The following is a 14290-nucleotide window of genomic DNA, read 5'->3' as shown; positions in this document are numbered from 1 at the left end:
GACGACGTAGTGGCTCCGCACTTCTGAGCGTACCGGTATCGGGAAACAGCGCGCGCCGGCGACGGAAAGACAGTTTTCGTTTCTGAAAGGGATAGTTTCCGAACGGGAAAATCAGCCCGCCAAGTTTATACCGGGAGCCACCAAAACTCGGGTTAGACGAATGCCCAAGGTGGAAATCAACATCCCTGACCACATCGAGATGCAGATCGCCCAACTCGTCGAGCAGGGCGAGTTCCTGACCCGCGAGGACGCCATCGAGGACCTCCTCTCGGCCGGAATCAAGGCGTACAAGACGAGTGGCCCGATGGAGGACGACGACCCCGGCCTCGAGGACGAGGGTATGATGGGCCACGACGACGAGTACGTCTTCTAACGCGCCCTTTTTCGGTGTGTGACGCGCTAGCCAGCAAGGCTTAACCCGTCCTATACCTAAATTCGTCCATGCACAAGGACGAACTGCTCGAACTCCACGAGCAGATGGTGGAGATCAAGGACCAGTTCTCGGAGTACGACACCGTCGACGCGAGCGTCTTCGACACGTACGACGAACTCGACATCGACCCCTCCCACGTCCACAAGTCCAAGAGCGAGCACAAGCACGCGGTCTTCGTGCTCGGGAACGCCCTCGCGACCGCGATGAGCGAGGACGAGTTCTCGAACGCCGGGCGCATCAGCAAGCGCATGGAGGAGCTCGCCGACGACGCCGGCGGCAGTCTCTAGGTCCGAGTCGCCGGAAAACGTTTTACGTGGGTGTCGCCACGACACGCACATGCAGACACGAACGGTCGAACGCGTCGAGACGTGGGAGTCGCGCCCCTTCTCGGGTGGGGCCGCGGCGCTCGCGTCGCTCTCGGACGCGGACTTCTCCGGCGCCGTCGTCGCCGACGACGTCTGGCTCTTCTTCGTCAACGGCCGCCCGGTCGGCGTCGCTGGCGGGACCGTCGACGACGTCGCCGCGTCCGCCGGGACGGCCTACGAGGCGCCCGATCTCTCCCTTCCGCTGCTCTTCGCGATGCAGGAAGCCGACGGCGAGACGCGCGCGCAGTACTACACGAACGACACGCCGCTCACCGAGACGGACGCGACCCTCGAGGACGCGGGCTTCACGGGCTACGTCGAGCTCTCCGAGGACGTCCTGAGCGGCGACTACTACGTCGCGTACTACGGCGGGCGCTCGCTCCCCGTCGCGTTCGTCGGGAACGCGCCCGAGGTGGTGACCGGTGCGGACGCCTTCGAGCGCGCCGCCGACGAAGTCGGCGTCTACGAAGTCGTCTCCGTCGACCTCGCGTTCCCCGACCTCCCCGAGGTCGAGGCGGACGAGGCGGGCGCCGCGGCCGGTGCGGCCGTCGACGTGGCGAGCGACGGCGACGCGGGCGCGGACACCGAAGCGCTCACCGGGACGGCGGACACCACCGACTCGGACGCGGACGACGCGCCGGCAGACGCCGACACGGACGACCCGCTCGACGCGACCGCCGCGCTCGGGGGGAACCCGACGGCCGACGGCGCGACGGACGACCGGGCCACGGAGCGCCCGTCGGTGGGGGCGTCCGCGCGCGACGCCGGCGGCCCGAGCGCCGACACGCCGGCCGACGCCGTGCGCGAGCCCGAGTCCGTAGGCAAGTCGACGGCCGCCACTGGGCGGCGGCCGACTGATTCCGAGGCGCCGCGGCCGTCCGCCGATCCGCCCGCCGAGGCGGCGGTCGAGGAGGAGCCGACGGCGCGCGCGATGCCCGAGGAGGAGGAGGATACCGTCGAGTCGGCCGACGCGGAGGCGGCGGAGCGCGAGGCGACGCGCGTGCCGGCGCTCGCCCCCGAGGAAGACGATATCGAGCCGGCCGCGGCGGACGCCACCGACTCGGACGCGGACGGGCCCACGGACGGCGAGGCGTCGGCCGGTGCGTCGGCGGCGTCCCACGGGGAGAGCGAAGGGCGCGTCGAGACGCTCCGGCGCGAACTCGCGACGCGCGAGAAGCGCATCGAGAGACTCGAAGCGCGACTCGCGGACGCGGAGGAGGCGGTCGCGGCGCGCGAGCGCGACCTCGAGGACGTGCGCGCGGAACGCGACGACCTCCGTGGGACGGTCGAGCGACTGGAGGAGCGAATCGCGACGCTGGAGGCCGACCTCGAAGCCGCCAAACCGGGGCCGGGCGACCTCTCGCCGGCGGAGGCGCTCGCCGGGACGAACCTCTTCGTGCGCTACGAGTCGAAGGCCGACCCGACGCTCGATGACCTCGGGGAGGCCGAGCAGTCCGAGATCGACGCGAACCTCACGCTCGAACACCACACGACGTTCGACGCGTCGGGCGCGACGGTCGACGGCGAGCCCTACGAGTCGTTCCTCGAGTCGACGGCGGCGTACCGGTTCGTCTCGTGGGTGGTTCGCGGCCTCCCGAGGGAGGTACTGGAGTCCGGACACAGTCGGGGTCTCGCCGACCTCTACGAGTCGATTCCCGAAATCGACCGCGCGGAGCTCGACGGGACGGTCGAACTCGAGGGCGAGACGGGCGAGGCGACGCGCCACGACTTCGACGTCGTGCTCCGCGACCGGATGGGCGACCCGCTCGTGGTCGCGGCGCTGAACACGTCGCGCGACCCGGTGACGGGCGCGGAGATGGAGGCACTGACGGACGCGGCGTCCGCGGTCGGCGAACTCGCGGATTCGCTCGGCGGCGCGCTCTACGTGACGGCGTCGTTCTTCGAACCGGGCGCGCTCGAAGTCGCGGGCGACGCGACGGCGTCCGGCGGGCTGTTACGGCGGAGCGAGAAGGAGAGTTACGTGAAAGTGTCGCGAAAACGCGGCTACCACCTCTGTCTCGTGGAGGACCGAAACGGGTCGTTCCACGTGACCGTGCCCGAACTCTAGCTCTCGGCTTCGGCTTCCTCGGCGGACTCGATCTTCATGGACTCGAGTTTGCCGACGATCTCGTCGACCTTCTCGTCGAGTTCGTCGACGAACTCGTGCGTGTGTTCGGTCGTGATCGCGCCCTGACTGGACGGCTCGATGAGGTCTTCCTCTTCGAGGACGCGCAGGGAGTAGCGGACTTTGTGGTGTGGGTAGCCGGTCTCGTTGGACATCTTGACGATGCCGATGGGCTCGTTCTCGATGACCATTCGGAGCACTTCGAGGTGGCGTTCCAGCATATCGACCTCTTTCTCAAGTCGGTCTATCATGGCATTTGTTAACTTGTCCGGGCAGGCTTTAAAGGTTGTCCTACGCCGGTCGCGCCGGGGTACGCCGCTCTGACGCGGTTTCGCACGCGGGGGATATACGTCTTTCTGCCCGGCGGAACCGACAGGAATGGGGTCGTACGTGGTCACTCTTTCGGACTACCGCGTCGGGAGTGTACACGCCTATGGATAGTTCTCGGGTCACGGACCGTAACGGGTTTCACCGAGGCGGCGAAACGTCCGGCGTATGACCGTCACCATCGTCGGCTCACAGCTGGGCGACGAGGGCAAGGGCGGCGTCGTCGACATCTTCGGCGACGCCGTCGACGTCGTCGCGCGCTATCAGGGCGGCGACAACGCCGGCCACACCGTCGTGCACGAGGGCGAGGAGTACAAGCTCTCCCTCGTGCCGAGCGGTGCCGTTCGCGGCAAGACCGGCGTCCTCGGCAACGGCTGTGTCGTCAACCCGGCCACGCTCTTCGAAGAGATAGACGCCCTCCAGGAACGCGGCCTCGACCCGGACGTCCGCGTCGCGCGTCGCGCGCACGTCATCTTCCCGTACCATCGCGTCCTCGACGGCATCGAGGAGGAGGCGAAGAGCGAGGACGGTGAGGAGGTCGGTACCACGGGTCGCGGGATCGGCCCGACCTACGAGGACAAGGCCGGCCGTCGCGGCATTCGCGTGGGCGACCTCGTGAACGAGGACGTCCTCCGCGAGAAGCTCGAGTACGTCGTCCCGCAGAAGCGCGCGCTCGCCGAGGACGTCTTCGGCGTCGAGACCGACGAAGCGTTCGACGTCGACGCGCTCCACGAGGAATACCGTGAATACGCCGAGCGCCTCGTCGAGGAGGACATGCTCGTGGACGCCGGGGACTTCCTCGCCGACCGCCTCGAGGCCGGCGAGGAAGTGATGTTCGAGGGCGCACAGGGCACCCTCATCGACATCGACCACGGGAACTACCCCTACGTCACGTCCTCGAACCCGACCGCCGGCGGCGCCTCGACGGGCACGGGCCTCGGTCCCGGCGTCGTCGGCGGCGACGACGGCGACGTCGTCGGCATCGTGAAGGCCTACCTGACGCGGGTCGGCAGCGGCCCGCTCCCCACCGAGCTCGGCGGCGTCGAGGGCGACACCCCGGGCTACACGCCGGGCGAGGGCCGCGAGGAGGAGCTCGCGACCTACATCCGCGACGAGGGCGGCGAGTACGGCACCGTCACCGGTCGCCCGCGCCGCGTCGGCTGGCTCGACCTCGCGATGCTTCGGCACTCCACGCGCGCGAACGGCTTCACCGGCGTCGTCATCAACCACCTCGACGTGCTCGCGGGGCTGGACGAGGTGAAGGTCGGGCGCGCCTACGAACTCGACGGCGAGGAGCTCGAGACGATTCCCGCGACGACGGAGCGCTGGGCGGCCTGCGAACCCGTCTTCGAGACGTTCGACGGCTGGGAGCCGTTCGACTCCGAAGTCGTCGCCGAGGAGGGCTACGATGCGCTCCCCGCCGAGGCGAAGGCGTACGTCGAGTACGTCGAGGACGAACTCGGCGTCCCCGCCTACGCGCTCGGCGTCGGCCCGGGTCGTGAGGAGACGGTCGTGCGGACGAACCCCTTCGAATAGGGCGACGAGCGCCAACGGGGCGTCGTCGATTACCGAGCGGCGTAGCCGCGAGGGTCACGGGGAACCCGTAGGCTTTTGGGCGGCGGACGCCCACCCTCGAAACATGAAGCGGGACCTCATGGACATCGTCTGCTGTCCGCTCGACAAACACGACCTCGAACTCGACGCCGAGGACGAGGAGGACGGCGAGGTCGTCTCGGGGACGCTAACGTGCACGGACTGCGGCGAGACCTACCCGATCGAGGACGGCATCCCGAACCTCCTCCCGCCGGACATGCGCGAGGAGACGCCGGCGTAACCTGAGGAACCTTTTTGCTCTCGGGCGTCGTCTGCCCGTTCGAACCGTGTCGCGGACGCTCACCGTCCACCTGAACCGCGAACGCATCCACGGGCTCGACGCCGACCCGACCGCGCTCGAAGTCGAGCGGTCGTTCGCCGTCGACCTCGTCAATCACGGCACCGCGAGCCACGTCCACGTCCACCTCGACGACGACCTCTCGCGGGTCGCGAGCGTCGGCGACGGCAATCACTACGTGGCCAAGGACGCCACGGAGACCGTCCCGGTGTCGGTCGCCCCGGACGGCCCGCGTCCCGTGGAGGGAACGCTCGACGTCGTCGCCGGCTACGGCGCCGAACGCATCGAAGTCCCGGTGCGCGTCACGGAGGCGACGGAGCCACAGGGGGTCGACGTCGACGAGTCGCTCGCGGAAGTCCAGCGCGCCGACGACGAGGCGTCGCTCGCCGACCGGCTGCGGCCGGCGGTCCCCGCCACCGTCGCCGTCATCGGCGTGCTCTGTGCGGTGCTGGCGCTGCTCTTCGTGAACGGATACGCCGCGCTCGCGCTCGCGCTCGTCGCGGCGGCCTGCACGGCGGGGTCGTGGTACGCCGTGCGCTAGTCGGCGAGGTCCGTCCCGCGTTTCGCGCGGAGGTAGCGCGCGCGATAGCGGTTCGCGCCGTCGCCGACGTCGGCTTCCCGAATCTCCTCAGTGCGGCCGTCCGCGACGGCGTCGAGGAGGTCGCCGAGCTGTTCGAGTTCGCTCTCGGTGAGCGTGAGTTCGTAGGTGTGCTCGTCCTCCTGTTCGAGGTAGGTGAACTTGCGCGCGGCGGCGACGAACAGCGAACAGGGCTCGCGACAGGGGAACTCCCCGTCGCCGCGCGGGACGTCGAGGTCGTGTTCGGCGTCGTGGTCCCACTCGCGGCGCTTCAGGCACTGGCTGTCGACGCAGCAGGCCTCGGCGGCCCACGCGAGCGCCTCGTCGGGGAGTTCCGAGACGACGCCGTAGATGCCGCTCTGTCGGTCCGCCGTCTCGCGCCAGTGCGTGACGTCGAGGTCGCCCTCGCGCTCGCGGTACCAGTTCTCGACCGTCGCCGGGTAGACGAAGCCGACGGTGTCGACGAGATCGTCGCCCGAGAGGTCGACGAAGCGCCAGCCGTGCGGGAGCGACGGCGCGGTCGAAAGCGGGCGATAGCGCCCGTCGTCGTCGTGTTTCACGAGCTCGCGCGCGTCGAGCGGGTCGCGGTAGGTGTCGAGAGCGGCGGGGTCCGCCTCGGCGTCCTCGTGGTGGCGGACGTCGTAGACGCGCGCGCCGCCCTCGGCGAGGCGGACCCGGATGCGGAGTTCGCCCCACGTTCGGGTGCGGCCGCCGTCGCTGAGGGCGTCCATACGGGCGTTCACGTCGGTCGCCTCGCCGTCGTCGGCCCCGTCCTCGTCGGTCTCGCCGCCGTCGTCGGGCTCCGCGTGGGCGGCCGACTCGTCCGTCTCGGGCGCATCCGGCGCGTTCGCGTCGGCGGCGCCTTCGAGCCACCGGAGGAAGGCCCGGCGGGCGGTGCCGTGGCCGCCGACCGTCTCCTCCCAGTAGCGCCAGTTCCGGACGTAGGGGTCGCCGTCGGCGAGCGCGGCGAGTTCGCTGGCGTCGATGCCGCGTTTCGATACCTCGGGGGTCTCGAAGCGATAGCCGTACGCGGTGTTCTCGACGATGAGGCCGTCGAAGTCGACGCCGTCCGTGGCCGCCTCCATCAGGGCGGCGACGCCATCGCTCATCTCAGTCCCCCGCCGCGGCCGTGTCACCGGCGTCCTCGCGCGTCTGCTCGCGCACCGTCTCGATGGCGGCGGCGACGTCAGCGCCCGCGTCACGCGCGCGCTCGAGGATGACGTCCGCGACGAGCGGTTCGGTGCCGACCGCGCCCGCGTACCAGATGCGGGTATCGTCGACCGCCGTGGGTATCTCGTAGCCCTCGCGGTAGTCGTCCGTGAGGCCCATGTCCTCGGGGATGTCCTCCTGCGTGTGGAAGCCGTCCGCGACGAAGAGCGGGACGACGACGACGTCGTCGCTCTCGAAGAGGTCGGAGACGTCGTCGACCTCGGGGTCCTCGTCCATGAACACGGCCTGCACCTCCTCGAAGCGCCCGCTCTCGCGGATGCGGTCGGCGTGGTAGTGGATGGCCTTCGCGGAGTTCTCGTTGCGCTCGGTGCCGTGGCCGACGACGGCGAGGCCGAACCCCTCCCCGACGTCCGCGTCGCCGGTGACGGACTTCGCGCGCTCGACGATGACGTCGTCCATCGAGTCGTGCGTGCCGACCGGCCCGCAGTAGTGGATGGTCTTCTCGACGTCGGCGGCGTCGAGCGTGACGTGCTCGGCGTCCGTCCCGTCCGAGTTCCACTCCTCAACGTCCCAGCCTTCGAGGCGGAGTTCGCGCGGGATGACTTGCTCGGTGAAATACCCCTCGGAGACGAACAGCGGCACGACGTACACCTCCTCGGACTCGACGGTGCGCAGGGCCTCGCGGAAGGAGGGCTCCTCCTTCCAGAAGGCCTCGCGGACCTCGTCGAACGCCCCGGTCGCCCGAACGGTGTCCGCGTGCGCGAACGTCGGTTCGCTCGACCCCGGATTGAGGTGCGAGCCGTGCGCGACGATGACGAGCGCTTGCATACATCGTGTGTTGGCGCGCGCGGGCCTTATGACCACCGTCTGCGGCGGTGCGTCGCGCGACCACGAAGCGTTAACCTCCCTCTCGTCTTTCGTCCCCGCATGCCCGACACGCTCGCGGCGGACGTACGCGCGGCGCTCCACGACCACCCCTTCCTCCACACCGCGTTGCGCGCGGGCGTCGTGAACCACGCGGCGGCGGCGCGCTTCCTCGGCCTCGACGCCGAGGCGGACGTGGACGCGGCGGCGACGGCGCTCCGCAGGCACGCCGACGCGCTCGACGGCTACGGAACCGAGTCGCGCGACGCCCGCGTCACGATGGAGAGTCGCCTCGGCCGCGTCGACGACCCCGAGGACGCGCTGCTCGCGGTGAACGGCGCCGGCTTCGCGCCCGGAGAGGGGGCGTTGACGGGCGTGCTCGCGACGGGCGACGTGGACGCGACCGCGCTCGGGGGCGTCCTCGGGCGCCTCGGCGTCGCGGACGTCGCCGTCGAGGCCGCCGGCGTTGCCGGGGACGCCCTGCTCGTCGTCGTCGGGCGCCGCGACGGCCCGGACGCCGTGCGGGCGGTGGAGGCCGCACTCGACGGCGTGCCCGCGTAGCGCGCCGCACAGACCAACGGTTTAACGTCGGGGCTCGCCCTACCTCGCGGGTAATGACGCTGCGCGTGAGTAACACGCTCTCCGGCGAGACCGAGGAGTTCGTCCCGCAGGACCCCGACGACGTCCGCCTCTACTACTGTGGCCTGACGACCTCCGACCCGCCCCACCTCGGCCACGCCCGCTCGTGGGTGCACGTGGACGTGATGAGCCGCTGGCTCCGACATCTGGGATACGGCGTCCGGCACGTCGAGAACTTCACGGACGTGAACGAGAAGATCGTCGCGCGCGTCGGCCGCGACGGCGACGACGAGAACGACGTCGCCGAGCAGTACATCACGGAGGTCCTCGAGTCGATGCGCGCGCTCAACCTCGAGCGGACTGAGGTCCGCCCGCGCGTCTCCGAGCACGTCCCCGAGATCGTCGACCTCGTGGAGACGCTCGTCGAGTCCGGTCACGCCTACGAGTCGAACGGCTCCGTCTACTTCGACGTCACCTCCTTCGAGGAGTACGGGAAGCTCTCCAATCAGGACCTGGAGAGCATCGAGGAGCAGGGCGACCCGGACGAGCGCTCCGAGAAACGCCATCCGGCGGACTTCGCGCTCTGGAAGGCGGACGGCGTCGACGCGGACGCCATCGCGCGCCACCGCGGCCACGACCACCCGGGGACGCCGGCGCACCCGGAGGGCCAGACGTGGGAGTCGCCGTGGGGCGAGGGCCGTCCCGGCTGGCACATCGAGTGCTCGGCGATGAGCATGGCGCACCTCGGGGAGACGCTCGACATCCACGTCGGCGGCCGTGACCTCGTCTTCCCCCATCACGAGAACGAGATCGCACAGTCGGAGGCCGCGACGGGCGAGCCGTTCGCGAACTACTGGCTCCACTGCGCGCTCTTCGAGATGGACGAGGAGAAGATGAGCTCGAGCCTCGGGAACTTCATCACGGTGGCGGACGCCGTCGCGGAGTACGGCGCGAACGCACTCCGGCTCTTCATGGTCTCGGGCACCTACAACAGCCGTCAGACCTACTCGGAGGACGCCATCGACGAGGCCGTCGAGCGCGCCGAGCGCCTCGAACGCTGCTACGAGGACGCCGTCACCGCCCTCGACTCCGTGGACGCCCACACGAAGGCCGAAGACGCGGACCTCCGGGCGGCCACGGAGGACGCCGCGACGGAGTTCGAGGCGGCGATGAACGACGACTTCAACACGCGCGAGGCGCTCACCGCGCTCTTCGACCTCGTGTCGGCGGTGAACGTTCACCTCGCGGAGCGCGACGACTACGACTACGGGGGCCTCAAGGCCGCCGTCGAGACGTTCGAGGAGTACGGCGGCGGCGTCCTCGGCTTCGAACTCGGCGCCGAGCAGGGCGGTGACGTCACGCTCGCCGAGGACCTCGTCGACCTCGTGTTAGAACTCAGAGAGGAAGCGCGGGCGGAAGGTGAGTACGAGCGCGCAGACCGACTTCGAGACGAGCTAGAGGCGCTCGACGTCACGGTCGAAGACACTGACAGCGGTCCGACATACAGGCTGTAGCGGCCGGAGGCTTTTTTCCCGGGCGACGAATACTCGCCCGTAGCATGCGACAGAAACAACTCGTTGCGGTGGGGCTCGTGGTGCTCGTCGCGCTCTCGGGGTGTTCGTTCCTCTCGGGGCCCGTGACGTTCAGCGCCGACAAAGCGACCGTCAGCGACCAAGCGCTCTCCGAGACCGACTACGAGGAAGTGTCCGTGAACCAGTCGGTCATCACGCGGAACTTCAGCGCCGCCGGCCAGTCGAAGCAGGTCGAGGTGACGAACTGGATCGCCCAGTACGACCGCGAAATCGACCTCGGGCCGCTCGGCTCGAAGCGCGCCGCCGTCTTCAGCGCGGTCGCCACCCCGCAGGTGAAAGTGCTCGGACAGGGGCCGTTCAACCCCGTCTCCGACTACAGCAACGCACAGCTCGTGATGATGCTCCAGCAGAACTACGAGAGCATCGACGACATCCAGCACCGCTCGAACTACACGGCGACGATGCTCGGCCACGAGACCACGGTCGGGACGTTCAGCGCGCAGGCGAAGCTCCAAGGCGGCCAGTCGATGGACGTCTACGTCCACGTCACGAAGGTACAGGACGGTGACGACTACGTCATCGCCGTCGCCGTCTACCCGCAGCAGTTCGACGACCGGGAGTCCCAGCGCGTGCAGACCCTCCTCGGCGGCGTCCAGCACGGTAACGCCAGCGCCTAACTCCACCTCTCTTTTTCGCGCTCACGCCGCGAGCACGATCGGCACGATCAGCACGCCCATCAGGTGGACGCGACGCGCGCCGAAGTGGACGGGGACGAAGCCGACAAGTGCCCCGGCCGCGAGGACGACGAGGCCGACCGGTCCCGCGAGCACGAGCGCGAGCGCGCAGACGACGCCGAGCGCGACGAGGCAGACCGCCCGGTGCGGGAGAACGCGGACCGCGTCGAGATAGCGGTCGCCGACGACGAGCACGAGGACGACGCCGAGCGCGGCGGCGAGCAGGAGTGAGACGACGTAGAGCGGGAGGTCGAGCGGCACCGCGCTCCGGTCGAGCGCGACGACGACGCCGGTGTGCGCCTCGTCGAGGGCGACGAACGCGAAGAGCGCGAAGATTGTATTGCTCGTGTTGACACCGCTCGTCGCGACGAGGAACGCGCGGTCACCGTCGCTTCTCGCGGGGAGCGCGGCGAGGGCGACGACGGCCGCGACGGCGCTGGAGACGCCGGCGACGTAACTCACCGCCGCCCCCGCCGCCGCGCCGGCGAGGCCGGCGAGGAGCGTGCGGCGCGGCGACGTGGTGATCGCCGCGTCGGCCTGTGCCGGCGGCCCGCCGCCGCGTGCCGCCGCCACGAGCACCGGGAGCCCGAACAGACCCGCGAACGCCGGCATCAGCAGGTCGCCGCTGCCGAGGAGCGCGTCCGTGGGTTGGTCAAGTGCGAGCACGCCGAAGACGCCGCTACAGGTGAACGCCGCGCACGCGCCGATGCGCTGGCGGCGCGAGGCCTCGGTCAGGACGAGGAAGACGACGACGGCGGCGAGCACGACCGTGAGGTGCTCGCGCAGGAGCGGCGCGAGCGGCCGAATCGCCTGCGTGATCGGCCACCCGAAGAGACACGCGAGGAGCGCGGCCGCGCCGCTCCCGAGCGCGGAGAGCCGAAGGGCTTCGCGACCCCGGCCGGCGAGCACGAGGCGGTGACCGGGGAGCGTCGACGGCGCCATCGCCGTGTCCGGCACGCCGAGCGCGAGCGCGGGCACGACGTCGAGGATCGAGTGGACAACGCCCGCCGCGAGTATCGCCACGGCGACGCCGCGCGCCGGCCCGGGCAGGGCGGGCGCGGCCGCCGCTAAGAGTACCGCGAGCGTGTTCACGTGGAGGCCGGGCGTCAGCCCCGAGACGGTACCGAGCGCGACGCCGAGCGCCACGAACCCGAGTACCACGAGTGCCGATCCCGTCTCGAAGCCGACGCGGACGCCGAACGCGTACATCGCGCCGAACTGGTCGCCTTCCCGTACTTGAACGTCGGTGTCGCGACGGGGGCGCTCGCGGGCGATGACGGGACGGCGCCGCCGCTACGCGGTGTGGCGCGAAAGAAAGAAACGTGATTGGGTGTCGCGGGGATTAGCCGAAGAGGTCGCCGAGGCCCTCACCGGAGGCCTCCTCGTCCTCTTCTTCCTCGCCGCCTTCGTCGGCTTCCTCAGCCTCGGCGTCGTCGGACTCCTCGGACTCCTCGGTCTCCTCGGAGCTACCGGAGGAAGAGCCACCGGACGCGCCGGCGGCCGGGACGGCCGCGGCGGACTCGATGGCGTCCTCGATGTCGACGTCCTCCAGCGCGGCGACGAGCGCCTTGACGCGGGATTCCTCGACCTCGACGCCAGCGGCCTCGAGAACCGCCGTGACGTTGTCCTCGTTGATCTCGTCGCCCGATTCGTTCAGGATGAGTGCAGCGTAAACGTACTCCATTGTTGTGAACCTCGTAGTGTGTTAACCGAACATCTCGCCGAGACCCTCGCCGCCGGCGTCTTCGTCGTCGTCGTCGCCGTCGTCTTCGGGTTCGGCTTCTTCTTCTTCAGCCTGTTCTTCCTCGGACTCCTCCGTGGACTCCTCGGCCGTGGCGGCGGGTGCCTCCACGCCGCGGAGTTCCTCGGGGAGCGCCTCCTCGTCGTCGATGTTGGCGGCGAGCGCGCGAACCTGCGCGTCGGCCGTGCTGACGAGGTCGTCCATCAGGTCGGGGCTCTCGATCGCGGCTTCGAGACCGACGCTCTTCGCTTCCCCGGCGGCCTTGCGGAGCATGTCGGGGACGGTGGCGGCGGTCGGGTATTCGGCGTTGATGGAGAGGTTCCGCGCCGAGGCGACGGCGGACTGGATGTCCGCGCGGTACTCCTCGACGTCGATCGCGAGGTCTTCGGGGTCGAAGAGAACGCCCTCGCTGAAGACGCTCCGGAGGTCGAGACCGACCTCCTTCGGCTCGATGCCGAGCTCACCGAGGACGTTCGCGACGTCGTCGGAGACGACGTCGCCTTCCTCGGTGACGACGGAGTCGGAGAGCACCTGGATGGAGCCCTCCTGAATGCGTGCGTCGGCACCGATCTGCTGGAGTTCGCCGACGAACGGACCCGGATCGATTCCGGTGTCACCCTCGGGGATGACGATGTCGTTCGGGGCGACTTCCCCGGCGTTGATGGGCGCGGGCGTCTTGGACGCCTCGAGCTGCTTGTAGAGGCCGAACGGGTTGTCGTTCGTGCCGACGAGTCCGACCTGACCGTGTGCGAACTCGGTGAGGTCTTCGAGGCCGTCGTCGACCTCGCGGAGCGCACGCTTCAGGAGCGTGTTCCGGCTCATGCGGAGCTCGGCGCTCCCGTGGAGTTCGCGGCGCATGTCCTGCAGCTGGCGCGACGGAATGCCGGCGACGTTGACGACGCCGACGGAGTCGTAGGACTCGAGGAACTCCACGAGCGCCTCGACTTCCTCCTTCTTCCACTCGGGAATGGTCTCCGTCGTGCGCTCGGAGTCTGCGGACATTTAGGCCACCTCCACGGAGGGACCCATCGTCGTCTTCACGTAGATGGAGTCGACGTTCATGGGCCCCTTCTCGAGGTCGGCGTGCAGTCGACGCACGATGACGTCGATGTTGGACGCGATGTCGTCGGCGCTCATGTCCTCCGCACCGACGCGGGTGTGGAAGGTGCGCCGGTCACGCGACCGGAGCTGCACGGTGTTCTTCATGCGGTTGACGGTCTCGACAACGTCGTCGTCGGGCTGGAGCGGGGTCGGCATCTTCCCGCGCGGACCGAGGACGGTACCGAGGTAGCGACCGATGTCCTGCATCATGGACGCTTCGGCGATGAAGAAGTCGGTCTCATCGGCGAGGTCCTTCGCAGCGTCATCGTCGTCACCGAGGTCTTCGAGCTCGTCGCCACCGAGGACGTCGTCTGCGACGTCTTCGGCTCGGACGGCCGTCTCACCTTCGGCGAAAACCACGATACGCGTCTCCTGTCCGGTGCCCGACGGCAGCACGACGCTCTCGTCGACGCGGTTCGACGGGTCGTTGAGGTCGAGGTCACGGAGGTTGATCGCGAGGTCCACCGTCTCACGGAAGTTCCGCTCTGGGGCCTCCTCGATCGCTTGCGCGACTGCCTCTTCTATGTTATCTGCCATCTTTCACCTCCGTAGTGTGTCTGCCCCCTCAAGGGGAGCTTCTACGGGTCAGTGAAACAGGCTACGCCTGTCTCGTCTGGGATGAGGGGTATGCCGTCCTTAAAGCCGTCGTTTCCGAGGCCGTATGGGGCGTCGTAACGCCCGTGGCGGCCGCGCTCGCGTCGTTCGTGTCGTCACGCGCCGCCGCCGTTCGCGGGTGCACGACCGTCCGAGACCGGGTGCGTGCCCGGACGCCGATTCGTCACGCGGACGCCGCGTGACGCGCGTCGTATTAGCCGCTACTTTTATGCCGGGATGGCCGCCACGGGCGAACG

16 protein-coding genes are annotated in these 14290 nt (G+C 69.4%); 9 read left to right on the top strand and 7 right to left on the bottom strand.

Going from position 1 to position 14290, the window contains the following annotated elements:
* Positions 1–160 precede the first annotated feature (160 nt).
* The 3 genes from IEY12_RS00770 (at position 161) to IEY12_RS00760 (ending at position 2866) form a co-directional block, all read left to right on the top strand.
* Positions 161–373, top strand: a complete 213-nt coding sequence (locus tag IEY12_RS00770; protein WP_123076436.1) for a DUF7120 family protein — start codon at positions 161–163, stop codon at positions 371–373.
* 68 nt (positions 374–441) lie between these two features.
* The gene (locus tag IEY12_RS00765) at positions 442–720 is read left to right on the top strand and encodes a UPF0058 family protein (protein ID WP_188876588.1); all 279 of its coding nucleotides are present in this window, start codon (positions 442–444) and stop codon (positions 718–720) included.
* Positions 721–769: 49 nt separating this feature from the next.
* Positions 770–2866 carry a DUF7527 domain-containing protein gene (locus IEY12_RS00760; RefSeq protein ID WP_188876587.1) on the top strand — a complete coding sequence of 699 codons (2097 nt, stop codon included), beginning with the start codon at positions 770–772 and terminating at the stop codon, positions 2864–2866.
* Here the strand turns inward: IEY12_RS00760 and IEY12_RS00755 are convergent.
* Positions 2863–3174 carry a hypothetical protein gene (locus IEY12_RS00755; RefSeq protein ID WP_123076442.1) on the bottom strand — a complete coding sequence of 104 codons (312 nt, stop codon included), beginning with the start codon at positions 3172–3174 and terminating at the stop codon, positions 2863–2865. The genes IEY12_RS00760 and IEY12_RS00755 overlap by 4 nt on opposite strands.
* A 244-nt stretch (positions 3175–3418) precedes the next feature.
* On the opposite strand from IEY12_RS00755, the gene IEY12_RS00750 reads away from it, so the two are divergent.
* The 3 genes from IEY12_RS00750 (at position 3419) to IEY12_RS00740 (ending at position 5682) form a co-directional block, all read left to right on the top strand.
* Entirely contained in the window at positions 3419–4786 is a 1368-nt protein-coding gene (locus IEY12_RS00750; RefSeq protein WP_188876585.1) for an adenylosuccinate synthase, read from the top strand.
* 103 nt (positions 4787–4889) lie between these two features.
* The gene (locus tag IEY12_RS00745; protein WP_188876583.1) at positions 4890–5084 is read left to right on the top strand and encodes a methytransferase partner Trm112; all 195 of its coding nucleotides are present in this window, start codon (positions 4890–4892) and stop codon (positions 5082–5084) included.
* A gap of 46 nt (positions 5085–5130) precedes the next feature.
* On the top strand, positions 5131–5682 hold the full coding sequence (locus IEY12_RS00740; protein ID WP_188876581.1) for a DUF7524 family protein: 552 nt from the start codon (positions 5131–5133) through the stop codon (positions 5680–5682).
* Here IEY12_RS00740 and IEY12_RS00735 read toward each other — a convergent pair.
* Together IEY12_RS00735 and IEY12_RS00730 are read right to left on the bottom strand one after the other, a co-directional pair.
* Positions 5679–6827 carry a DR2241 family protein gene (locus IEY12_RS00735; RefSeq protein WP_188876579.1) on the bottom strand — a complete coding sequence of 383 codons (1149 nt, stop codon included), beginning with the start codon at positions 6825–6827 and terminating at the stop codon, positions 5679–5681. The two genes, IEY12_RS00740 and IEY12_RS00735, sit on opposite strands and share 4 nt — an antisense overlap.
* Before the next feature lies 1 nt (position 6828).
* Positions 6829–7716, bottom strand: a complete 888-nt coding sequence (locus IEY12_RS00730; RefSeq protein ID WP_188876577.1) for a CbiX/SirB N-terminal domain-containing protein — start codon at positions 7714–7716, stop codon at positions 6829–6831.
* 99 nt (positions 7717–7815) lie between these two features.
* Here IEY12_RS00730 and IEY12_RS00725 point away from each other — a divergent pair, with 99 nt between their 5' ends.
* From IEY12_RS00725 to IEY12_RS00715, 3 genes are read left to right on the top strand one after another with little or no spacing between them, the layout of a single operon-like run.
* Positions 7816–8313: a DUF7523 family protein gene (locus IEY12_RS00725; protein ID WP_188876574.1), complete on the top strand. Its 498-nt coding sequence runs from the start codon at positions 7816–7818 to the stop codon at positions 8311–8313.
* Between the two features lie 53 nt (positions 8314–8366).
* Positions 8367–9845: a cysteine--tRNA ligase gene (gene cysS, locus IEY12_RS00720; RefSeq protein WP_188876572.1), complete on the top strand. Its 1479-nt coding sequence runs from the start codon at positions 8367–8369 to the stop codon at positions 9843–9845.
* Between the two features lie 44 nt (positions 9846–9889).
* Complete coding sequence (locus tag IEY12_RS00715) at positions 9890–10540, top strand: DUF6517 family protein (RefSeq protein WP_188876570.1); 651 nt, start codon at positions 9890–9892, stop codon at positions 10538–10540.
* Positions 10541–10561: 21 nt separating this feature from the next.
* Here the strand turns inward: IEY12_RS00715 and IEY12_RS00710 are convergent, their stop codons facing one another.
* The 4 genes from IEY12_RS00710 to IEY12_RS00695 form a co-directional block, all read right to left on the bottom strand.
* Positions 10562–11806 (bottom strand): tripartite tricarboxylate transporter permease, encoded by a 1245-nt coding sequence (locus IEY12_RS00710; RefSeq protein ID WP_188876568.1) that lies wholly within the window; start codon positions 11804–11806, stop codon positions 10562–10564.
* Between the two features lie 133 nt (positions 11807–11939).
* Positions 11940–12281 (bottom strand): 50S ribosomal protein P1, encoded by a 342-nt coding sequence (gene rpl12p, locus IEY12_RS00705; protein WP_188876566.1) that lies wholly within the window; start codon positions 12279–12281, stop codon positions 11940–11942.
* A gap of 21 nt (positions 12282–12302) precedes the next feature.
* The gene (locus tag IEY12_RS00700) at positions 12303–13340 is read right to left on the bottom strand and encodes a 50S ribosomal protein L10 (RefSeq protein WP_188876564.1); all 1038 of its coding nucleotides are present in this window, start codon (positions 13338–13340) and stop codon (positions 12303–12305) included.
* Complete coding sequence (locus IEY12_RS00695) at positions 13341–13976, bottom strand: 50S ribosomal protein L1 (RefSeq protein ID WP_123076466.1); 636 nt, start codon at positions 13974–13976, stop codon at positions 13341–13343.
* Between the last annotated feature and the right edge of the window lie 314 nt (positions 13977–14290).

It is taken from the genome of Halarchaeum grantii (assembly GCF_014647455.2).
GTDB classification, from domain to species: Archaea; Halobacteriota; Halobacteria; order Halobacteriales; family Halobacteriaceae; genus Halarchaeum; species Halarchaeum grantii.
This window is presented reverse-complemented; position numbering and strand designations above follow the sequence as displayed.